11 protein-coding genes are annotated in these 24,014 nt (G+C 54.2%); 4 read left to right on the forward strand and 7 right to left on the reverse strand.

From position 1 onward, the window contains the following. Positions 1–149 precede the first annotated feature (149 nt). Both SH528x_RS27750 and SH528x_RS27755 read right to left on the reverse strand, forming a co-directional pair. Complete coding sequence (locus SH528x_RS27750) at positions 150–2,069, reverse strand: preprotein translocase subunit SecA (RefSeq protein WP_442506692.1); 1,920 nt, start codon at positions 2,067–2,069, stop codon at positions 150–152. Further along, positions 2,066–3,919 carry a TolC family protein gene (locus tag SH528x_RS27755; RefSeq protein ID WP_442506693.1) on the reverse strand — a complete coding sequence of 618 codons (1,854 nt, stop codon included), beginning with the start codon at positions 3,917–3,919 and terminating at the stop codon, positions 2,066–2,068. The genes SH528x_RS27750 and SH528x_RS27755 overlap by 4 nt, the downstream gene beginning before the upstream one ends. Before the next feature lie 424 nt (positions 3,920–4,343). Here SH528x_RS27755 and SH528x_RS27760 point away from each other — a divergent pair, with 424 nt between their 5' ends. From SH528x_RS27760 to SH528x_RS27770, 3 genes are all read left to right on the forward strand, one after another. Further along, positions 4,344–13,721 carry a DUF4347 domain-containing protein gene (locus tag SH528x_RS27760; RefSeq protein WP_442506694.1) on the forward strand — a complete coding sequence of 3,126 codons (9,378 nt, stop codon included), beginning with the start codon at positions 4,344–4,346 and terminating at the stop codon, positions 13,719–13,721. A 17-nt stretch (positions 13,722–13,738) separates the two neighbouring features. Beyond that, on the forward strand, positions 13,739–16,663 hold the full coding sequence (locus SH528x_RS27765; RefSeq protein ID WP_442506695.1) for an ATP-binding protein: 2,925 nt from the start codon (positions 13,739–13,741) through the stop codon (positions 16,661–16,663). Between the two features lie 206 nt (positions 16,664–16,869). Beyond that, positions 16,870–18,099, forward strand: coding sequence for an HD-GYP domain-containing protein (locus SH528x_RS27770; protein WP_442506696.1), 1,230 nt, complete (start codon positions 16,870–16,872; stop codon positions 18,097–18,099). Positions 18,100–18,382: 283 nt separating this feature from the next. Here SH528x_RS27770 and SH528x_RS27775 read toward each other — a convergent pair whose 3' ends face one another. From SH528x_RS27775 to ykgO, 5 genes are all read right to left on the reverse strand, one after another. Beyond that, a complete protein-coding gene (locus SH528x_RS27775) occupies positions 18,383–19,351 on the reverse strand; it encodes a UDP-glucuronic acid decarboxylase family protein (protein ID WP_442506697.1) in 969 nt (322 codons plus the stop codon). 92 nt (positions 19,352–19,443) lie between these two features. Further along, the gene (panC, locus tag SH528x_RS27780) at positions 19,444–20,298 is read right to left on the reverse strand and encodes a pantoate--beta-alanine ligase (RefSeq protein ID WP_442506698.1); all 855 of its coding nucleotides are present in this window, start codon (positions 20,296–20,298) and stop codon (positions 19,444–19,446) included. Between the two features lie 4 nt (positions 20,299–20,302). Then, positions 20,303–20,719 carry a bifunctional nuclease family protein gene (locus SH528x_RS27785; protein ID WP_442506699.1) on the reverse strand — a complete coding sequence of 139 codons (417 nt, stop codon included), beginning with the start codon at positions 20,717–20,719 and terminating at the stop codon, positions 20,303–20,305. A 363-nt stretch (positions 20,720–21,082) separates the two neighbouring features. After that, positions 21,083–21,820 carry a bacillithiol biosynthesis deacetylase BshB1 gene (gene bshB1, locus SH528x_RS27790; protein WP_442506700.1) on the reverse strand — a complete coding sequence of 246 codons (738 nt, stop codon included), beginning with the start codon at positions 21,818–21,820 and terminating at the stop codon, positions 21,083–21,085. Between the two features lie 232 nt (positions 21,821–22,052). Then, positions 22,053–22,205, reverse strand: a complete 153-nt coding sequence (gene ykgO / locus SH528x_RS27795; RefSeq protein ID WP_040763550.1) for a type B 50S ribosomal protein L36 — start codon at positions 22,203–22,205, stop codon at positions 22,053–22,055. Between the two features lie 286 nt (positions 22,206–22,491). Here ykgO and larC point away from each other — a divergent pair, with 286 nt between their 5' ends. Beyond that, positions 22,492–23,721, forward strand: coding sequence for a nickel pincer cofactor biosynthesis protein LarC (gene larC / locus SH528x_RS27800; protein WP_442506701.1), 1,230 nt, complete (start codon positions 22,492–22,494; stop codon positions 23,719–23,721). The last annotated feature ends 293 nt before the right edge of the window (positions 23,722–24,014 follow it).

Here is a 24,014-nt window from a genome sequence, read left to right on the forward strand (position 1 = left end):
GACGGGCAGCAAACGATGGTCAACCGCTCGCTACGTCGCAAAAATCTTTCTATTTCTTGGTGTAGTGGATCTTGCTAAAGATCCGAATGCAGGTTCTATAAAAGGATCTACGACGTGGTTCTGATTGAAGGGATCTTTAGCAAGATCCACTACGTGATTTTGTGAGTGCTTGTTTGTCGGCGTAGCAAGGTTTCGGTTTCGTTGTCTTTTTTTAGTAGACGCAATCGCAACATGGCCTCGCGTCGCTGTTGGTTGGTTTGCGCTTTGTTAAGTTGCTGCTGGATCTTGGGGATCGTTTGTAGGTTGTTCGCGGTCGATCGTAAAAGCGATTTTGCAATCCACGGAGCGTGGCGGCAAACCAGTTCATCTTCGGCCGACAAATAAATGCGTGCTGAACCTGGGTCACCACAACGGGCGCCGCGGCCAATCAATTGTCGATCGACGCGAGCAAGTCCGCTACGTTGGGTCACGATGACGTGTAAACCGCCAAGTTCTCGCGAGGTTGTATCGAGTGCGATGTCGGTGCCCCGGCCTGCCAGATTCGTGGCAACCGTGATCGCTCGCGTCTGGCCGGCATTCCGAATGATGCTCGCTTCGTCGGCGTCTTGAACGCCATTGAGCAATTGGAAACACAAGCCTCGCTTTTCCAGTTCTGCGGCGACGGCTTTGCTTTCGCTGATCGCCGAAGTGCCGATCAAGACGGGTCGTCCGAGTTCATTCATTTGCTGTGTGTCATCTGCAATGGCTGCCCATTTCTCAGCAAACGTCCTTGTAATACAGTCCGATTGCATCACTCGACGACTAGGGATTCTCAGCGGGATCGGTTGGACTGCCAATCCGTAAACGGATGCAAATTCACGCTCGCAGCCTCGGGCGGTACCCGTCATGCCAGCGATCGATTTGTAATAGCGGAAAAATCGTTGCCGAGTAATACGAGCGAGCGATCTCGTTTCTGCGGTGATTGGCAACCGCTGTGATGCTTCGGCGGCTTGATGCAGTCCACCCGACCACGTGCGGTCGTCGAAGATACGACCGGTAGAAGAATCGACGATCTTAATTTTTCCGTCGCTAACGATGAAATCGACATCGCGGCGATAGAACTCTTTGATCCGAATGGCCAGTGTGACGTATTCGTGCCAAGGACGGACGAGTTGCGGATGCACCGCGATGTCACTCTTTTCGTAAATCTGCTGGAATCCGGTTTCGGTCAAGTGCACCATCCGCTGGGATTCATCGACGACGTAATGACGCGGCGCCTCGAGACGCTTTGCAATGACAATTGCAATACGGTGCAGCTCGGCATCGGCCGCCTGTTGGTCACCACCACTGCTGAGAATCAGCGGTGAAACGGCATCGTCGATCAGCACATTGTCGATTTCGTCAATGATCGCAGCATGCAGCGGTCGCTGGATCGGTTCGCTGTCTTGCAGTCGGTTTTGAATTCGCTCGAATATCGCGGTCGCGCCATCTCCGAGCGATATCTGGTCACGCAAGTAGTCAAACCCAAACGCATGCGCAGGCCCATAGGTAATATCAGCCTGGTAAGCTTGGCGGTTCACCGATGGATCCGCTTGCTCGACCAAGATCGCTGTCGTGACGCCCAGTCGCGAGAAAATGGGATCCAGTTTTTCCTGATCTCGTTTAGCGAGATAGGCATTCGGGGTGATCACGTGGACGCCACGCCCGGTCAGCGATTTTAGATACGCCGGTAACACGCCGGAGAGCGTTTTGCCTTCGCCTGTTTGCATTTCAGCAACCGCATCCGATGCAATCACAAACCCTGCGTGTAATTGAACATCGAAAAGGTTGATCCCGAGCGTTTGCCGAATCGATTCGATCACTGCGGCGGCCGCGTCTGCAAAGAGTCCCTCTGCCTTCGGATCTCGCGCGGCAATTCGCAGACGATTGGTATGCGCTACTAATTCGTCCGCCGACACATCACGAAGCGTGTACGACAACTCGCGTGCCTGTGCGATCTGATTGCGAACCCATTGCTCGCAGCGGATGCGCCGGCCGATCTCATCCGCTTGCTTTGATCGACTGGTGGGGTTCCAGAGAGCAGCAATCATCGCTTCTCCCCAAAGTAACCTTCAGAGCCATACCAGCTGCCCATCAACGTATCTTCGTCAAACGAATCGTTTCCGAACAGTTGATCGTCCGTACCAAGAAAGTCGCTTGGCTCCATGGTTTCGGGACTGCGATCGGCTGTCGTATCTTGGGTTGAAAAGTGGTCAAATCGCAGCAACATTCCCATTGCCTTGCGAAGATTCACCCAAGACATGACATAGGCGACCTGCGAGGTGACATAGGCACGTTCTTCGTCAGCGAGCCGTTCCTGCGCGTCCAACAAATCGTCAATCAATAAGACGGCAGATTCATTTGGATCGGGCAGCAATTCCCAGCGTTGTTGCAGATAGTTAACTTCGCGATTTTGAGCATTGATCGACTGCTGTTTAACCTTCATTTCCGCGAACGAGGTCTGCGTTTCGCGAGCCGCAATCTCGACCTCGGCGAACGCCACCTCGGTGGTTTGTTGAAACTCGTACATCGCACGCGTCATCTCAAGACGATTTCGGTTCAGTCGTGCTCGGCTAGCACGATTGCCAGCTGGCAACTCGAATAAAAATCCTGCAGCGTAGCTTGGGCGACCGTCACTGAATTGGTTTTCAAACGCACGTAGCGAGCTACGGTTGCCATCGAGTCCTGCGATGTAGCTGCTGAGAATCAAATCCAATCGCGGCAGCACTTGGTTTCGGGCGGCGCCCACACGAGCGGTGGTCGATTGAATTTTGCGAATCGATTGATTGATATCAGCACGGTGTTCCAAGGCAGTGAAAACCGATTCCCGCAACGACAACTCCACCGGCATCGTGAACGGTTGGTCTTGCGGCGTCAGTTCTTGTTGATGAGCGAATCGCAACTGTTCACTACCGGTCAACATTCGCAGCCGTGATTGCGCATTGCGAATGCGGGCTTCGGCGCGAATCAGATCCGAACGACGACTGGCGACCGCAACGCTTGCTCGCAATATTTGACGTTGATGGGAATCGACACCCTGGCGTGACAGCAGGATCTCGTGAAGGTGAATTGCAGATTCGAGCAACCGACTTCGTTGCAACCATTCGGCGCGTGCTTGGAACAGATCCCAATAGGCACGTGCGACATCCACGAGATGATTTTCTAGATTGGCTCGCACTTCGGCATTCACTTCGCCGACTTCCAAACGCGCGAGCAAAATGCGTGTCTGGTTGAATGTCGTACCGCGATCCTTCATCAATGGCTGAGTGAAACTAAATTCCAGCCGCGTGGTGCCTTGCGGGTTTGGCGTCAAAAACGTCGAGTTATTGGCTTGGTAGCCAGCCCGTTGTGACATCTCGAATTCGCCGCCCGCACGTGTTTTCCTGCGAACGCCCGCGGATCCGCTGAGTGTTTCGTCGCGAAATCGGTCCGAGTTATCGCCCGTGGTCAATGTGCTGCCGACGGGCTCGTTGATGTCGGAAAACTTTGACTCGACAAAGCTGAGTGGATCAAATTCGGCGTCGGCGATTGTGATTTCAGTGCGTTGAATCTGAGGCTCGGTCAAAATGGCTTGCACGTACGGCGACGAGGCCAGTGCCATCTCGATCAGCGTATGAATGTCGACGGGATGCGAATCTTCGGCCAGTCCGATGGAGTTGCTGATGGGAGTTTCCCACCACATCGGCACGACCTGTTCGGCCGGATCGCCGCTGTTTTCAACGGCAAATCGGTTCGGCACCGAATCGGGCAACAACGTCGCACGGGCTCGGTACGGGTCCAGTGAACTGACCGCGTGGTTTTCAGTCCCATTTTGTAGAGTGTCGACGCGATAATCGATTGGATATTGTGCGTTGGCTACGGCGCAGACAACGCTTGCACATGCAAAAATCCAAGATGGCATTGCAACACGCATCAACGGGAGAACCCAAATAGGTTCCAGTCTCCGTTGTTCAGTCGTTTCATTAAAGAGTTGCATACGAGCCTAGTGCACTCGAGTCGCTTGAAAATGGATTTTTGTTGTCACAATGATTTCGCTTGCGTGGTGGCGCAATGCAATCATTGACGGCACGACCCCACCATTCCATTGGATCGGCACATCGTGCAGATCGCGTACAGACGGATGCACCGAAATCCGTAGGACTTGCCCCATCGGCCGTTACGATCTGTTTTTGCCGCACAATCGTCACACCTTAACTATCCACCCATGTTTATCTTGTTGCGCAACTCCGACCTGATTGTTAGTCGTCGGGTAGCTTTGAATTGGTCAGTTAGCGTTACATCTCAAAGTTTTTGGCTCCCCACGTAACCCTCACGAGTAACAATCCATGTCCTTTCCAACCCGCAATTGGTGGCAGCAAACTTTGTTGACGCTGGATCAGTTGACGGTTTGCACACGCAATATCGTGCGAGGACCTGTTTCACGCCGCTCGTGGCAACGCGGGCTCGAACTGTCTCATCTTGAGCCGCGGATTTTGTTTAGTGCAGCGCCGATGGACGTTGCCGCAGCAGACCCTGCCGACGATTCGGCCGTGATGGTGGCCGAGGCTGACCCCGCAGAAAGCAGTTCCTCGTCGGCCGACGGAGCCTCGCAAAACGAGACCGCTCAGGCCGCCGTCGAGATCGTGGTGGTCGATTCACGCGTCCAGGACCTTGAGCAATTACTAGAGGACCTTGGCCAGTCAGAGCGTAATTTCGAAGTCTTTGTGTTGGACGCTCAGCGGGATGGCGTGGACCAAATCAGCGAGATTCTTGCGGGGCGATCCAACGTTTCTTCGCTACACATTGTCTCGCACGCCGAAGATTTTGCCGTTCGTTTGGGCAGTGTTTGGCTCAGCAGCGAGAATCTTGATGGCTACGCCGGCCAGATCGCGGGATGGAATTCATCGCTAAACATAGACGCCGACATTCTGTTTTACGGATGTGACTTGGCGTCGGGCGAGAGCGGTCGCACGCTGATTGATTCGGTTAGCACGTTAACCGGGGCCGATGTCGCCGCCAGTGACGACGATACGGGGTATGCCAATTTTGCTGCCGATTGGGACTTGGAGTATCGCACGGGCGAGATCGAATCCGCAGTCGCGTTCAGTTCCGAACTACAACAGAATTGGGCTGGCAAGCTCTCCACGATCACCGTCAATACGTTTGCCGACGAAGTCTCCGCAAACGGTTTCACCTCGCTCCGCGAAGCGATTGCTCAGGCAACCGCCGGTGACACGATTGTACTGGGGGCGGGGACGTATAATTTGACCATCGACACGCTCGATATCAACAAGAATCTAACCATCACCGGATCGGATGCTCGCTCGACGATTATCGATGGTAGCGCGCTTGGCAAACGCGTCTTTGAATTGCAAGGAAGCAGTGTCGTCACGATGTCGTCGATGACGATCCAAGGTGGCAACGAGGGTGACGGGGGCGGTATTTTCGTAGATGGTTCAAGCGTATTGAACTTGTCCGACGCGTTGCTGCGAAATAACGCAAGCAATGACGGTGGGGCGATTCACGTTCACGGAACCGCAAACTTGCAGCGCGTGTTGCTGTTCGATAACAACGCGTCAGGCAAAGGCGGTGCCATCAATTTCCATGGTGCCGTTGGTGGAACGCTAACGAATGTGACGATCAGCGGTAACACCGCTAGCGGTGACGGTGGTGGCCTGTATACCGACACCAATATCACGATTACCAATTCGACGATCACGCTGAATACCGGTGACAAAGGTGGCGGGATCGTCAATAACGGCGCCATCGTGACGATCTCCAACACGATTGTCGCGAATAATACCGGGATCAGCACCGATCCCGATGTGATGGGCGACTTTTCGAGCAATGGATCCAACTTGATTCAATCGGTCGGTACTGCAACGGGATTTGGTGGCGACATCACGGGAACGAATCCGAATCTGGGGGCTTTGACCAACAACGGCGGTCAAACCGACACGCATGCCATCACCATCAGCAGTGCGGCGTACAACGTGGGGACGGCAACTGGCGCCCCTTCGGTCGATCAGCGTGGCGTCGCACGCGATGGCTCGATTGATATCGGAGCCTTTGAATATTCCACGCTTGCCAACAACGCGCCCGTGTTGGACAGTGCCAAGAGCCCATCGTTCACTGCGATCAATGAGGATGCGGGTGCTCCGTCTGGAGCGGTCGGCACGCTTGTCTCACAACTCGTGGACCTCTCGTCGCCATCGGGACAATTGGATAACGTGACCGACGTGGATGCCAGTCCTTCGTTGGGCATTGCCATTACGGCCGCCGATTCCGCTAACGGAACTTGGTGGTATTCGACCGACAATGGTTCGACCTGGACAACACTTGGTGCCGTCTCGGGCGTCAGCGCCAGATTGCTTGCGGCAGACGCAGCAACGCGGTTGTATTTCCAGCCCAACGCCAATTGGAACGGCAGCATCGCCAACGCGATCACTTTCCGTGCCTGGGATCAAACCCAATACACAGTCGACAGCTTAGCCGACACGTCGGTCAACGGAGGTGCAACGGCATTTTCTGCGGCGACCGACACCGCATCGTTGGTTATCTCTGCGATCAATGACGCTCCTGAAAACAGCCTGCCCGCCGCTCAGACCGTCATGGTCGGGCTCGCCAAGACATTTAATGCCGCTAATGGAAATTTGATCTCGATCAGCGATATCGATGCGAATTCGGGATCGCTGCAGGTGACGCTTAACGCTACCAAGGGCGTCGCCTCATTAAGCGGCGTCACGGGGTTGTCGTTTACGGATGGCGATGGAACCGCCGACATCACAATGACGTTTAGCGGAACGATAGCGGACATCAACGCGGCGCTTGACGGACTGAGTTTTACCGGCACTGCCAACGGGGCTGGCAGTTTGCAAATCGTGACCAACGATTTGGGCAACACGGGGATCGACGGCGCCAAGAGTGACGACGATACCGTTGCAATTACCATCAGCCCGCTGCTTACCGTACTCGATCAATTCAACAGCAATGTTTATAGCGGTAACGACGGAAACGCGAACTGGAGCAACAGTTGGCAAGAGATCGGCGAGAGCAACGGGGTAAGTGCCGGAAACGTTCAGATCTATACAAAATTCGGCGCCCAGGGGATGGAAATGTGGCAGACCGGCAAAGGAGCGATGCGGCAAGCGAATTTGGCCGGTGCCACGACGGCCACACTCAGCTTTGACTATGCCCGTACTGGACTGGATGATGCCGGTGATTTTATTGTTATCGAAGCCTCCTCGAATGGCGGCGGAACGTGGAGCGAACTCGATCGCTTTGCAGGTCCAGCGAATGATGGTGCACTGCAGTCGACGAGCTACGATATCAGCAGCTTCATCGCAAGTAACACGCAGATTCGTTTTGTCACCAATGGCATGAATGCCACGGAATCGCTGTTCGTCGATAACGTGCAAATCCAATACAGTGTGGTTGGTCCGGTCGGCGCAGTCACCGACACCGACTCGGGGGCGAACCAAGTCGATGAAGACGCCGCCAATGGAACCACGGTTGGCGTGACAGCTTTCGCGACGGATCCCAGTGACACCGTGACCTATTCGCTCGATGACGATGCCGGAGGACGTTTCGAGATCAACAGTACAACCGGAGTGGTTACCGTTTCCAATGGATCGCTATTAAATTACGAGGTCACGACGTCGCATGACATCACCGTCCGTGCCACCAGCAGCGACACTTCGACCGCGACGGAAATGTTCACGATCAACGTTTTAGCGGTCAATGAAAGCAGTCCCGAGATCACATCCAACGGTGGCGGAGCAACGGCGAGCGTCAATGTCTCCGAAAACCATACTGCGGTAACGACCGTTGTTGCAACGGATGCCGATGCCCCGGCCCAAACACTGACCTATTCGATTAGCGGCGGTGACGACGCAGCGAAATTCACCATCAATGACTCGACTGGCGTATTGAGTTTCATCGCTGCACCTGACTTCGAAACACCTACCGATGTCGGTGGCGACAATGTGTATGACGTCATTGTCGAGGTAACCGATGGCACTTTGACCGACAGCCAAGCGATTGCCGTTACCGTCAACGACTCGGTGGAATCCGGACTGCCATCCGACAGTATTCTGATCAGTACCGACCAAAACGTAACCTCCAGTGGTGCACCGGGATTATCGGCCTGGGATGCAGGAGAAATTATCGAGTTTGGCAGCATCACTAGTCTTGATCCTGTTGCAGGAACAACTAGTGGCAGTTTTGCGAGTCTGTTTAATCTGACCTCGTTTGCTCAAGACGGAGCAGCTGATATCGAGTCGCTGCACTATGTCACCGAAGATATCACGATTGGAAACACGACGACATATGGTCTGCAAGCCGGGGATGTGCTGTTCGCGACTCGCGATATTGAGACGCTGATCAGTACGAATACACTGGCGGTCACTCGCAATGACTTGATCGTCTTTCGGCCCGATGCCACAGGCAATTACAGTTCGGGAACCTTCACGATTTTGCTAAAAAACCCTGTCAGTCTTGGCTTTCATGCAGTGACCTTGATAACGCAAGACACCCTCGTCGGCGACGTTACGTTGTCCAAAGGCAGTTTCTTACTTGCCCATACCGACTCGCTCCAGCATCACAAAATCCAATACTACACTCCGGACAATGTCGGTGCGATTAGCACCACCGGGACGCTGCAAACCTTAATCGACGAAACATCGATCTTGAGCGGTCAATTGCAGGGATTGGATCTGATCGAAAATAGCATCACCCTCGGTGGTCACACGCTGAATGTGGGCGAGATCCTTGTTTCAGTAAAAGCTGGCGGGACAGTGGGCAGCAATAATGTCGTCGTGACCGGCAATGACATCTTTTCAATCTCGGTAACCACGACCGATCTGGGATCTGCCTCATCCAACTTCACGGCCACACTGGTGTTGGACGGATCGGATGTCGGATTGGATTCCCTGCCAGAGGAAATCTTTGGCTTCTCATTGACCTCTGCAACGATTCCTCCGAATCAAGCTCCGGTGATCACAAGTGACGGTGGAGGCACCAACGCTGCGGTAAATGTGAATGAAAATACATCGACCGTGACCACGGTTGCGGCATCCGATGCCGACTTGCCGACCCAGTCGCTCAGCTATTCGATTAGCGGGGGTGACGATGCGGCTAAGTTCACGATTAATAGTGTGACGGGAGTGCTTAGCTTCATCGCGGTTCCCGACTTCGAAGCACCGAGCGACACCGGCGGTAACAATATCTATGATGTGATTGTCCAAGTTAGCGACGGATCGCTAACCGACACACAAGCGATTGCCGTGACCGTCACGGCAGTGAACGACAACGCTCCGGCAATCACCTCCAACGGTGGCGGTGCGAGTGCCGCGATCAATGTGTCGGAAAACACGACCAGCGTAACCACGGTAACGGCGACAGATGCTGATTTGCCTGGCCAAACACTGACTTACTCGATCAGCGGCACCGACGCTGCCAACTTCACCATCAACAGCTCAAGCGGTGAGTTGAGCTTTATTGCGCCGCCTAATTTCGAAGACCCAGACGACGCGGGAGACAACAACGTTTACTACGTTACCGTCCAGACTAGCGATGGGACGTTTACGGACAATCAAACGCTGGCCGTGACCGTGACCGATGCCGACGAAACATTGACGGCATCAAATGAGTTTTTGGTCAATGATGAAGTCGGTGATCAACAGATAACCAGCGCCGACGACCGTGGCAGTACGCGGGCGGTGTCGATGGCCGCCGATGGCAGTTACGTTGTCGTTTGGACCAGTTTGAACCAGGATGGATCGGGCAAAGGCGTTTATGCACAGCGGTTTAGCGCCAGCGGAGCGGCGATCACGACCGAGTTTCGCGTTAATGAAACGCCCACCAACGATCAACAATGGGCCAGTGTCTCGTCTGCGTTTGATGGCACATTTGTCGTAACGTGGACAAGCAACCAAGGAACGGCCGCCGAGGACATTTATTACCGGCGGTTCGCTGCCAATGGCACAGCGTTGACGGGCGAGCTGCTTGCCAACACCAGCACCTCGGGGACACAGAAGAATTCGGTCATCGGAATGAACACCTCCACAGGCGAATTTGTAATCGCCTGGCAAGGCAACGGAACCCAGAGCGGAGAAATCGATTCGGCTGGGATCTTTGCGCAGCGTTTTGACAGTTCTGGTTCGGCAGTGGGAAGCGAATTCCGCGTCAACTCCGCGACTGGCGGAATCCAATACGACGCTGCGATCTCAATGAACGACGATGGCGACTTCGTGGTCGTTTGGGACGATTCAAACGGAGTTCATTTCCAACGGTTTGACGACAACGCCAATGAACAGGGCGGTCAAGTTACCGTTTCCGGCAGTGTATACGCTGGCAACGCCGCCGTGGCGATGCAAAGCAATGGTTCGTTCGTCGTGGCGTGGCGACAATCAGGAACGCTTACTCCTAGCGATGTCTACCTACAACGTTATGGCAACAACGGATCCACCGCCGGCAGCACGCAGACCGTCGCCACTACATCAAGCTTTGACCAAGTCGATCCATCGATCGCAATAGAGGAAGATGGACGCTTTATCGTCGTCTGGGAAGGCTACGGATCGCAGGCAGGACAAAGCGATTCGTACGGAATCTTTGGCCAGAGGTTTCACTCGAATGGCAACCTGATTGGAAGCGAATTTCGAGTCAACGAGAGCACCTCCGGCACGCAAAGCAAGGCTTCGGTTGCCATGCTCGACATCGAGAACTTCGTCGTCGTTTGGAGCGGTGCAGGGGATCAAGCCGGCCAGGTCGACACGAGTGGTGTCTTCGCTCGCCAATATGGAACCGCAGGTGTCAATTCCGCTCCCACCGTGACATTGACTAACAAGCTCGCATCCTTGGCGGAAAACGCCGATACGGCGTCAAGTATCAAGATTTCAGACATTCAAATCAGCGACGATGGAAACGGCACCAATGTGCTTTCGTTGGTGGGCGATGACGCCGCCATGTTCGAGATCGTGGGTGGTAACGAATTGCACTTAAAAGCCGGCGTGACGCTCGACTTTGAAACGAATCCTTCGCTTGATGTGACCGTCCGTATCGATGATGCACAGATTGGCGTGACGTTTGAGGATTTCGATTCACTCGCCATCGCGATTAGTGATATCAACGAAGCCCCCACGGTCACGCTGAGTAACCCCGTCACGACGTTGGCCGAGGATGCCGACACCAGTTCCGGCAGCACCAAAGTCGCAGACATTACCATCACCGACGACGGAATGGGGACCAATGTACTCTCGTTGACGGGTGACGACGCCGCCATGTTCGAAATCGTCGGCGGCAATGAACTGCACTTGAAAGCCGGCGTAACACTCGACTTTGAAACGAATCCATCGCTTGACGTGAACGTCCAGGTCGATGATACCGATATAGGCGCTACATTTGACGATTCCGATTCACTTGCCATCACGATTAGTAATGTCAACGAAGCTCCCACGGTCACGCTGACTAACCCAGTGACGACGTTGGCCGAGAACGCCGATACCAGTTCCGGAAGCACCAAAGTCGCCGACATTACTGTCACCGATGACGGAACAGGTACCAATGTACTTTCGTTGACGGGGGCCGACGCCGCCATGTTCGAAATCGTAGGCGGCAACGAACTGCATTTGAAAGCCGGCGTGACGCTCGACTTTGAAACGAATCCTTCACTTGATGTGACCGTCCGTGTTGATGACACCGATATTGGCGCTACGTTTGACGATTCCGATTCACTTGCCATCGCGATCAGTGATATCAACGAAGCCCCGACGGTCACGCTGACTCCCGTTGTGACGACGATGGGCGAAAACACCGATACAAGTTCCGCGATCACGGTGGCAACCATCACGGTGGATGACGATGCGTTGGGAACGGAAACATTGAGTCTGTCGGGTGCCGACGCCGCACTGTTCGAGATCGTGGGCAATGATTTACGATTGAAAGCGGGGGCTTCGCTTGATTTTGAAACCAACCCCTCCCTTGATGTCACCGTGAATGTCGATGACGCAACGATCACGGGAAGTCCGGATGATTTTGCCAACCATTCCGTTTCGATCACCAATCAGAACGATGCACCCACGATTGCAGGGACCGCAAACAAAACGCTGAACGATAACAGTACCGCTGCGATTTTTAGCACTGTCACGATTTCGGATATCGATGGCGACAATGTCTCGATCACGGTTTCGCTCAGCGGCGGAGACGCTAACGGGTCGTTTACCACCGCTTCGTTGATCGCCAGCGGGTTCAGCGACGATGGGGGCGGTGTGTACTCGCGAACGGCTTCCTCTGCCGCACTCGCAGAAACCGCGATTCGTCAGCTCGTCTTTGATCCGACCGAAAACCAGGCTGCGGTCGGCACGACGACATCGACAACCATCACGATCACGGTCGATGATTCGATAACGACCCAATCGAAAAATATCGTCGTGGACGCTACTTCCATTAACGACGATGCCACAGGACAACCCGTCATCGTCGGAGTCGCGGCACAAGGACAGACTTTGACCGCCGACACGAGCGGCATTGCCGACGCGGATGGACTGGGCAGCTTTGTCTATCAATGGACGCGTGGCGGAGGCGTGATCGCAGGTGCCACATCAAGCACCTACACCCTATCCGCTGCGGATACCGGCAGTGCGATACGTGTTTCCGTTAGTTTCATTGACGCACTCGGATCCAATGAAGGTCCGCTTGTCAGTGGCGCCACCCTAAACGTCGTGGGTAGCAATACAGCTCCGGTGATGACAAATACTCAGGTCAATACGATTTCGGGGCAGAGAACTGAGTTTGCTGCCGACGTGTTCCAGCGGAATACGATCGATGTCGACGGCGATCCGATGACGGCAGTATTGGTGACGCCGCCCGCTTCGGGAAGTTTGAGCTTGGATCCAACGGGGCGATTCGTTTACACATCCGAGGTGGGTTTCACCGGAACGGTCAGCTTCCAGTGGAAAGCGAACGACGGTGCTAGCGATAGTAACGTGGCAACGGTGGTGATCAACGTGCGTCCCGCTGCGATTCCTCTGCCCCTTCCTCCGGTCAAAGACGCTCCCGAACCGGAGGACAACCGAAACGACGACGCCAGTGACGACAACAGTGACTCGGATGCTGATAACGCTTCGGACAACGACGCAACCAATGTCGCCAACATCGGGTTCGCGGGAATGCAGTCCGAGCGGAGTGAAAACGAGGGCGCGGGCAACGTCAACAACAACGTTGTCGAGTTCCTGCAAGTCGACGATGACGAAAATCAAGAAATCACGGTATTCAGCGTTCAAACAACCTCTCAAATCAATACGGAATCCGATTCCGGCGACGAGGGGTCTTATCGCTCAGACACGACTGTGACAAGCAAACTGCAAAATGCGGATTCCGGGTTTAACGATTCGGCATTTCAAGCGATTTCGGTCGCCGATTACGCGTTGTTGACAAGCCCAGGTCAAATGTGGGACCAGCTCGACAACTATCAAAAACAACTCGACAGCCAGATCCAAGGCGACTTGATCATGGTAGGAACGGCCGGTGCCGCTGCGTCCAGTTTTACCGTCGGGATTGTCGCTTGGGCACTTCGTAGTGGGTTCCTCGTTTCGGGATTGTTGGCACACATGCCAGCATGGCGAGCGGTTGACCCGTTGTTGATCATGCAGGGAACAGGAGCAGGTGACGATGGTGAGTCACTCGAAGAATTGATGGACCGCCGCAACCAAGAAATGGACGAATAGGAACGCACGGGAAAATCATGAACTTATTACAACATATACCGATCCGCATCCGAATTTCGTTCGGGCTTGTAGGTTTAATGACCGGAAGTTTGCTGGTTGCCAGCGCCGCAGGATTCTTTCCTAACGAACAGGAAGAAATTCTGCGGGGGCGTGCCAAAATGTGTGAATCGCTCGCGATCAGCGGCACCGCGATGGCGGCGTCCGGGCAAGTCGATTCGCTTCACGTCACTTTAGCATCGATCGTTCAACGTGACCCTCAAGTGTTGTCGATCGGGCTGCAGAACGTCGATGGCGACACCGTGGTTTCGGCGGGACCGCACGCGGAGACCTGGGATTCGAATGCTGGAAACAGCATGAACCAGATGCACGTGCCAATCTTTCGCTACGGAAAACAGTGGGGCGAATTGCAAGTTGCCTTCGAACCGACCGGCGGATGGATGGGCTTGGATCATTGGGCTCCCGCATGGTTGCTGATCGTTTTGATCCCGGCATGCTTGGTTCAATTTTCATTTTTCCTACGCAAGACACTCGAGAATCTTGATCCGTCCGGGGCAATGCATACACATGTGGAAAAGGCACTGGACACGTTTACGGTGGGATTGTTCTTGTTGAACTCACGCGACCGAATTCTGTTCGCAAACCAACGACTGGCCATTCTACTGGGCTGCACTGCCGACGAACTTGTCGGCAAGCGAACTACCGAACTTGCTTGGATTCATCCCGACAAAACGGCAACGACTTTACCGTGGGAAGATGCCAAACAAACCAATGATTCGGTGAATGATCGAATTCTGCATTTCGAATTGAATGGTCGCATGTTGACCTTCAGCGTGAACTGTACGCCGATCACCGGGCAAGGCTTTCTGGCGACGTTCGACGACATCACGTTGATCGAAGAGAACAAGGTCGAATTGGCGAATGCCCGTGATGAAGCACAAAACGCGAACGAGGCGAAAAGTGCGTTTCTTGCCAACATGAGTCACGAGATCCGTACGCCGCTAAACGCAGTGCTCGGATTTACCGATGTATTGCGTCGTGGACTGGTCACGAATTCGGACGAAGCCGTCGGCCATTTGAATATGATTCATAACAGTGGCGAACATCTGCTCGAATTGATCAACGACATCCTCGACCTTTCTAAGATCGAAGCAGGACGACTGCAAGTCGAGATGATCGATACGAATGTGCAAGAAACGATCACAACCGTAGCAAGCGTGCTACAAGAACGCGCCGTTGAGAAGAAACTTGACGTGCTTGTCGAGTTCAATTCATCGATGCCGCGCATCATGCAGACCGATCCAACGCGATTGCGTCAAGTCATCACCAACTTGGTGGGCAACGCGATCAAGTTTACGGATAAAGGTGCGGTGAAAATTGTTGCCGAGGTCGTTTCCGAGAACGAATCCACACCGATGCTGCAAATTGCGGTGGTGGACAGCGGAATTGGAATGACAGCGGAACAGCAAAGCAAAATCTTCCAGTCGTTTGTCCAGGCCGACAGCACAACGACGCGAAAATATGGCGGTACCGGTCTCGGATTGTCGATCAGTCGACGCTTGACCGAGGCGATGGGTGGTAGTTTGACAGTGGCCAGCGAAGCCAACGTCGGCAGTACGTTTACCATCACGATTCCTGTCGATCCGCAAGCAATGACGGATGTGATTACACCCGAAGAAATTTTATCGCTGGCCAACAACCGCAACTCGGATGGGTTGGTCCATGGTTTGATCCGCTTGCCTGCGTTGCCTGTCCTCGTTGTTGACGATGGCGAGGCCAACCGTCGCTTGATCGAATTGGTGCTCAGCCGTGCCGGTGCAAAGGTCACGACCGTCGAGAACGGCCTTGAAGCCATTCGGGAGCTGAGTGAATCCGATTATTCGTTAGTGCTAATGGACATGCAGATGCCAGTGCTCGATGGATACACGGCAACCCAGCGATTGCGTGAATGTGGCGTGACCACGCCGATCATCGCGCTGACCGGAAACGCAATGAAAGGCGATCGCGAGAAATGTATCGAAGCCGGTTGCGATGACTTCTTGACCAAGCCGGTCAACATTGACGAATTGCTTAGCCGTGCCCAGCATTATCTTGGCACAGCCGAAACCGAGCTCGACGATTCGGCCGAGAACTCCATGACCGCCGATCCGTCGACAGCCGAGGAATCGACTACTTCGATATCGCCATTAGGCCTCGCTCCAGATGCTTCGGACGTTTCGGATGATTCAGACTCTTCGTCGATCCGGTACGACGGTGCATCACCGATCCATCCCACGTTGCCGATGGACGATCCCGACTATCGTGCGATCACAACCGACTTTGTCTCGCGATTGGACAAACGATTGCAAGCAATGGAGCACGCGATTGCCACGGATGATTTCGAGGCCCTGAAGGCGGAAGCTCACTGGTTGAAAGGCTCGGGCGGAACCGTTGGATTGGGCGTGTTCACAGAATCCGCGGCGAAGTTAGAACAGGGGGCGGGGCAATTCGACCGTTCACAACTTGAACGTTTGCTTGACGACATTCGCGATTTGCAGCGGCGGATCGTGATTCCGGCTGTGGATTGCGCTGAACCACCGCAACTGCCAGCGAAGTTGTCAGTTCCAAAAACACCTGCCGATAGCGGCGAGACAGTTGGAGACCCGATTTACTCGACGTTGCCACTGGATGATCGTGAATTCTGTGAGATCATTATCGATTTTGTGTCCCGACTTGATCCTCAGATTGCCGAGATGCGACGTTTGGTCGAGACCGAATCGACAAAGGAATTAATCGATCTGGCTCACTGGTTAAAGGGTGCGGGGGGAACGGTCGGATACAGCGAGTTTACCTCGCCCGCGACTGCGCTCGTCGAGGCGGTTCGATCCGGTTCCAAAGCGGAATGTGAAAAGTGTGTCGACGCAATTCAGTCAGTTCGCGAGCGTTTGGTCGTCCCTGTGCTGTAGGCGGCCGAGACCGACGTTGCCCAATTGCCAGGTGCCAGTTACAAGGTGCCAGTTTCCAGGTGCCACGCGGCAAGCGGTACAACCTGAACAATCGCGTTATTTAACCTGATCCGTCGATGAATTCAGGTCGACGGCGTTTGCATCGACGAGTCGTGCTTAGCTGTAACCCATGTTATAGGAGCCTAAAATCTTCCTAACGCATTTTGATGCCGGCCATGAACAGCCAACTCTCTCCCTCACTTACCGATTCCGCGTCGATCTCAAACGCGGCGGTTTCGATCGTATCGCAAGTGCCATCGCAGTCGTTGGAGCACTTGTCGGGCAAGATCATGATCGTGGACGACGAGATCGCCAATGTGCTCGTCGCCAAAAAACATCTTGAGCAAGCGGGTTATAACTCATTCGAGATGACCACCGATTCTTCGGTCGCATTAAATCTGATCTGTGCAAACCGTCCCGATGTCGTACTTCTTGACATCAATATGCCCGAAGTCGATGGGATAACGATCCTACGTCAACTTCGCGAACGTACCGAATTTCGCCATTTGCCGGTGCTGATTCTAACTGCGAATAGTGATGCCGAAGTGAAGCTGAAGTGCTTGGATCTTGGCGCGACTGACTTTTTAGTGAAGCCGGTCGACCCGATGGAACTTGCACCCCGTGTGCGGAATGCGCTGCTAAACAAGTCGTTTCAAGATCAACTACAAAAACATGCTTCGGAGCTCGAGAAAAAGGTTCAGCAAAGAACCATCGACCTCGAGCGGTCGCGTCGCGAAGTTATCTATTGCCTGGCTCGCGCTGCAGAGCTCCGAGACAACGATACCGGAAACCACGTCATTCGTGTGGGACGGTTTGCGGGGTTGATTGCAGAGCAACTTGGGCTTCCAAAATGGTATGTCGAAGATGTCGAACTAGCGGCACAGTTACATGACGTCGGAAAAATTGCGGTTCCCGACGCGATCCTGTTGAAACCAGGACGAATCGAACCTGACGAATTCGAACTGATTAAAGCGCATCTTCTCGAGGATGGGCCAAGCATCGAGCCTCATAGCGAAGAAGATGCCAAAACGATGCGACGCCACGTCGAATTGGGCTCAAAAATGTTGCAAGACGGCAGTTCGTTGATGCGACTAGCGGCCAGCATCGCACTGACCCATCACGAAAATTTTGATGGCAGCGGCTATCCATCGCAATTAGCGGGAGAGGCGATTCCACTGGAGGGACGGATCACCGCAGTCGCCGACGCCTACGACGCATTGGCATCGGATCGTGCGTACAAAAAGGCGTTGCCACGAAGAACTTGTTTCGAGATCCTCGAACAACAGCGTGGAAAGCATTTCGATCCAACCGTACTAGACGCCTTCTTCCGTGCGTCTCGCGATATTGTCCAAGTCCAAGTCGAGTTCATGGACTTCTGCACCCCCACGTGCACTTAAGCACGTTGTTTGTGGTGAATTCAACCTCGCCCCCGATGCATTTGGCTGTGCGGATTTAGCGTCTTAGAAGCCACCTCGCCCGAGCGCAGCTGGGGAGAGGTCGGACGGGCCCTTAAGGCCTCGTCCGGGTGAGGGCCGACCGAGCAATCTTGATGCATTGTTCGACTGGGCTTGCTCGGACGGCCCTCACCCGAGCAATCGCTCTGCGCTCTGCTCGACCTCTCCCAAACAAAGTTTGGGAGAGGTGACTTACTCTGCCAATGGCACTGATTTGCCGCCCGAACTAACTGAAGTTGGGCGTCGGCGGGCGGTAGTCTGACAGCTTGATCGTTTTGAACCAATCGATCGTGTGCTTCAGACCTTCTGCCAATGGTACCTTCGGCTCCCATCCCAGCTGCTCTTTTGCCAAGCTGATATCGGGGCGACGACGCGTGGGGTCGTCCGATGGCAATGGACGATCGACCAACTTGCTTTTCGATCCACACAGCGACAACACGTTTTCGGCCAGCTCGCGGATCGTAAATTCATCCGGGTTTCCGATGTTAACAGGACCGACAAAGTTGTCCTTGTTCATCATCGCAATGATGACGTCGACAAGGTCATCGCGGTAACAGAACGATCGCGTCTGAGATCCTTCGCCAAAAATCGTGATGTCTTCGCCGCTGAGAGCTTGGCGAATAAAGTTGGAAACCACGCGTCCGTCATACGGATGCATGCGAGGTCCGTAAGTGTTGAAAATTCGGACAATTCGCACATCTACATTGTTGCTGCGGTGATAATCCATGAACAAGGTTTCGGCAGCCCGTTTGCCCTCGTCGTAACAAGCGCGAATTCCGATTGGATTCACACTGCCACGATAGCTTTCCGTTTGCGGATGGACTTCGGGATCGCCGTAGACTTCGCTGGTACTGGCTTGCAAGATCCGTGCGCCACATCGTTTTGCGACTCCCAACATGTTGATCGCACCCAACACACTGGTCTTCATGGTTTTGATTGGGTTGTATTGGTAGTGACCCGGCGCCGCAGGGCACGCCATGTTATAGATCTGGTCAACCTCGAGAAAGATCGGCAGCGTGATGTCGTGTCGAATCAGTTCAAAGTTCGAGCTGCCCAACAGATGAGCGACGTTTGATTTTTGGCTCGTGAAAAAGTTATCGAGACAAATGACGTCATGACCGTCGTTGACCAATCGTTCGCAAAGGTGAGAGCCGAGGAAGCCAGCGCCACCGGTGATAAGAATTCGTTGAATCATGCTAGATATGCTTTTAAAGTGAGCGTGTTTTCGTTTCGAGAGCCTAACTTATTTGGCTAGCCACTGGCGAGCCCCGCTTATAAAAGAAACGGTTACAAAAGGGAATTGTCGATCAATCGCGTCGGGCCGACAAAAGCGGCGATCAACGCGACGGCGGGGCGATCGATCTGGCGGATCGGGGCGAGCGAGTCTGCGTCCACGATTGTCGCATAGTCAATTTTGTCTACCGATTTTGCTGCGTCTCCGCCGCCAAGTAGTAGCTGACGCATCTCGTGCTGTAGCGTCGCGACGTCCGTCTCGCCCGCTTGGACCCGCCGCTGCGTGCTTTGCAACGCTCTAGAAATTTGCAAGGCAATCTGGCGCTGCGCCGGATCGAGGTAGCGGTTGCGACTGCTGAGCGCCAGTCCATCGGGTTCACGGACGGTGTCACAAGCAACCACGTCGATGCCGACGTTCAAGTCACGCACCATCGCTTCGATGACTTTTAATTGTTGATAGTCTTTGCGTCCAAAGAATGCGTGAGTGCCTGGCAATATTTGGAATAACTTCAACACAACCGTGGCAACACCACGGAAATGCTCGGGGCGAAACTCGCCCTCTAACGACGCGCCGACCGCAGGCGGATCGACATAGGTACTGAATCCCGGCGGATAGATCATGCCGCTTTCCGGGATGAAGACCGCCGACGCACCTTGCGATTGCAACAGTTCGCAATCTTGCTCGAGCGTTCGAGGATACTTTTGCAGATCTTCGTGAGGCGCGAACTGAGTCGGATTCACAAAGATCGTAGCGATCGTGACATCGCAATGTTTTCGCGATTCGGCGACTAAGGACAAATGGCCTTGATGCAACGCACCCATCGTAGGAACGATGCCAACGCGTTGGCCGTTACCGCGAGCGGAAAGCACGTAGTCACGTGCTGCTTCGGGAGTAAAGAGTCGATCCATGTTGCTAGAACGGCGTCGAAGTCGCTTCTTCGAGCACCTTTTCGCTGACGTAAATCGGCAGCGATGGAGTGAACGTCACGGCGACCGCGATCGCATCACTTGGACGCGAGTCGATCGTGATCACTTCGCCGTCTTGTTTGCGAAGGTTCAATTGGGCGAAGTACGTGTGATCGTTCAGATCGGTGATCACCACGCTTTCGATCTTCGCGCCCAACGAATCGGCAACACGCACGATCAGATCATGGGTCAGTGGCCGAGGCGGATGATATTCTTCTTTCACACGGCGATCGATGTTCGTCGCCTCGAAGATGCCGATCAGGATGGGGAACTCGCGATCTCCATTCTCTTCCTGAAGGTAGATCACTTGGTTTTCAGTGAGTTCGGAAATGATGATCCGAGCTAGCTGCATTTTGACAGGCATGGGAAAGCACACATGAACGAAGAGTGTCGAAGTTGAAAAGGAACAAAGGCTGCCGCGCGGCTTCACTAAACCAATCTGCGGACGCGATTCCAACGGTATTTATTGTGGTGTTCGCAAGCTTCCTATCCAGAAGCAATATACCTTGGCGAGGCCGCGGCGTGTTACCGTGTAAAAAGGCGAATTCGTGAAGATTTCCGACTCGACCGGTCAATCCCCGGCACCCCAGAATTGATACAAATTACGGCATTTGCGTTTTGTTGCTACGCTCGCCAGAGCGTGGATATTGGCGTCCAATGCGATTCACCACCTTCTGGCGAAGGTAGCTACGAGAAATTGTTTCACAGCGTTGCCCCAATCGGGCGTCTAGAGAATGTTTTCAAGCGAGGAAAGTGCCAGCGGTTCTTTGGTCGCAAAAGGTTCGCCGTAGCGGCGATTGATTAACCGCCCCCAATTGGACGCTTCGTCATGAAGTCGATCTAGAAACGTCGGGGGTTGAGTGTCGCGACCGGTAATGAATTGGCTTTCATAAGCCGAGACCGACGCGAGTTTCGCGTCCCAGTGGTCACTGATATCGACAATCCAACTGGGCTGAATCGCCAATCGCAGGTGAATGCAATAGTAATAGAACACGCGTTCAGGGTGGAACGGTTCCCCGGGCATGTCGGTTTTGCTCAGTTTGGCCCAAAACCGTGCCGCTTCGATCAAATCAGTCGCGGCAACGTGATCGGGATGAGCGTCTTGCCAAAACGGCGCGAACACCCATTTTGGTTTCAGAACACGAAAATAGCTGGCGACCACTTCGCGAGTTTCCAGGGTGTGCAAAAGTCGGCGATTTTCGAGTCCTGCGTTCCCTCGCCAAGTCAACTTCAAAGCTTCTGAGGCACGGTTTGTTTCGCTGCGACGTAGCGATTCCGATCCATGAGGTGTCGGCTCGCCCGTCGTCAAATCCAACACACCGACTCGCCATCCCAGCGAAATCATCTTCGCAATTGTGCCTCCCATGCCCAGTTCGGCATCATCGGGGTGAGGGGCAACGACCAACATATCCAATGGATCGGTCGGATCGAGGTCGGCGGGTGATTCCGTGAAGACGACCGTCATCGTTTCGCATTCTGTGTTTGGAGGAGCGTTGGGGGACGTGCGGTTTATTATTGCTGTAGCTACGCTCGCCAGAGCGTGGATTTCCGCAGGACGATGACAAATGGGCAATCGCAACCGACTGCGGCAAACACACCCCATCAGACAAGGCGCATGCAAAAACGACCGGAGGTGATCCGGTCGTTCATCAGGATGATCGTGGTAGCGCGTTACCGACTAAGACGCAAAACTGCGTCTAGCGACGAGCTTTTTTGACCTTAGCTCCGCCTTGGCGGACCTTGAATTTAGGATTGCTTTTGCAAATCACATAGATTCGGCCGCGGCGTTTAACCACTTGGCAATCGGGGTGGCGGTACTTAAGGGCGCCGATACTGCTGACAACTTTCATCGGATCGATCTCGTCGGACGTTTCGTATATTTTTTACACTTCACGCTGCACAGCAGGGTGCTGGAGCGATTTTTCTGCGTTAGCGAGGGCGGAGTATAGCGTTTTCTATATTTCCTTCAACGGCAAACAGGGCGGATCCCAAGACGACAAGCCAGGTTCTTTTTACTATCCTCTCGTTCTCGCCGATTCCAGCGGTTTCAGCGGCATATTCGCGATCCTAAATGCCCTGCAAAATTGAATCCTGCAGGTCTCCCCCATCCATTCCCCCCAAATGAGCTCGAAATCCATGTCCAAAATCGCCTACTTTGACTGTCTCAGCGGAATCAGCGGCGACATGACGCTCGGAGCTCTCATCGATATCGGTGCCCAAACCGGCGAACTTGACGCAAACACGATCGAAACCGCGGTCCGTTCGATGGGGCTCGCTGAGATCACCATTCAGTCCCAAACGGTCAAGAAATGCGGTTTTCGTGCGATCAAAGTGGATATCGGCCATCCGCCCGAACATGCCCATCGGCATCTGCACCACATTACCGAGATGATTGACCGAGCGGATGCGATCACGCCCGAGGCCAAGCAGCTGGCTCACAAAATTTTCCTAGAACTGGCAAAAGCCGAAGCAAATGTGCATGGTTCGACGATCGAAAAAGTTCACTTTCACGAGGTCGGCGCGATCGATTCGATTGCCGATATCGTGGGCACCGCCGTCGCCATGACGACGCTTGGAATTGAATCGGTCGAAGCTTCGGCGGTACCCACCGGATCCGGGACGATCACGATCGCCCATGGCCGCGTTGCCGTTCCCGCCCCCGCGACCGCTGAATTGTTGAAGGGGATTCCGATCGCCAGCTCGGATGTGCAGGCCGAACTGACGACTCCGACCGGGGCGGCGATTTTAAAAGCGACCGCGACTCGGTTTGGATCGATCCCGGCGATGAGCACGATTGCGGTGGGCTATGGTGCTGGTACCAAAGATCTCGAGTCCCAAGCCAACATTTTGAAGGTGATGCTCGGTGAGCGGACCGAAGCGAATCGTGGCGGATCGGGCTCTGCTCGTGACTATCCATTGGAAACCGATCAAGTCGTCGTGCTGGAAACGAACATCGACGATGCGTCGCCTCAGGCCTTGGCTTTTTGTGCCGATCGTTTGTTCGAGGCCGGGGCCTTGGATGTCTTTCAAACTCCCTGCGTCATGAAAAAAGGACGCTTGGGCGTGGTGTTGACGACGGTTTGCGATGCCGATCACGTCGCCGCTCTCGAGTCGATTCTGTTCACTCATACCTCTTCGATCGGTATCCGCCGACACACGTCGGACCGTCGCAAATTGGTCCGACGCGCCGAAACGGTATCGACTAGTTTCGGACCGGTTCGCGGCAAAGTGGTTGTCGTTCCTGGCGGCGGCGAACGGTTTGCCATCGAAGATGACGACGCCGTGGCGATGGCGAAACAGCACGCGACCGATGTCGCTGAAATTCGTGCCGCCGCCCAGTCGGCTTGGCAAACCCGCAAAGCCTAAAAGAGTCTCCGCCTCAGAAAAGCCATCACCCGACGCGTGAGCGAGGGACCGCCTCAAGGTCTATATATTCCCTTGCGGACGCGTCAGGCTGTGAGGGCCTCTTTCTATCCAGGATTTACTGAGCGGTCGCCCGAAGCTAACGCGTTCGGCTCAGAAAATGGGACATTCGAATTAACGTGGATCTCAACGATCCGCTCGTTGCCAGAGGGCCTCACCACAGGTGGGGCAATCGTTGCCCCCCGCTTTGGCCTGCACGGTTGTATTATTGGCAACAGCACGCCAAGTGAAACGCG

It is taken from the genome of Novipirellula methanifontis, from assembly GCF_052161655.1.
GTDB lineage: Bacteria > Planctomycetota > Planctomycetia > Pirellulales > Pirellulaceae > Novipirellula.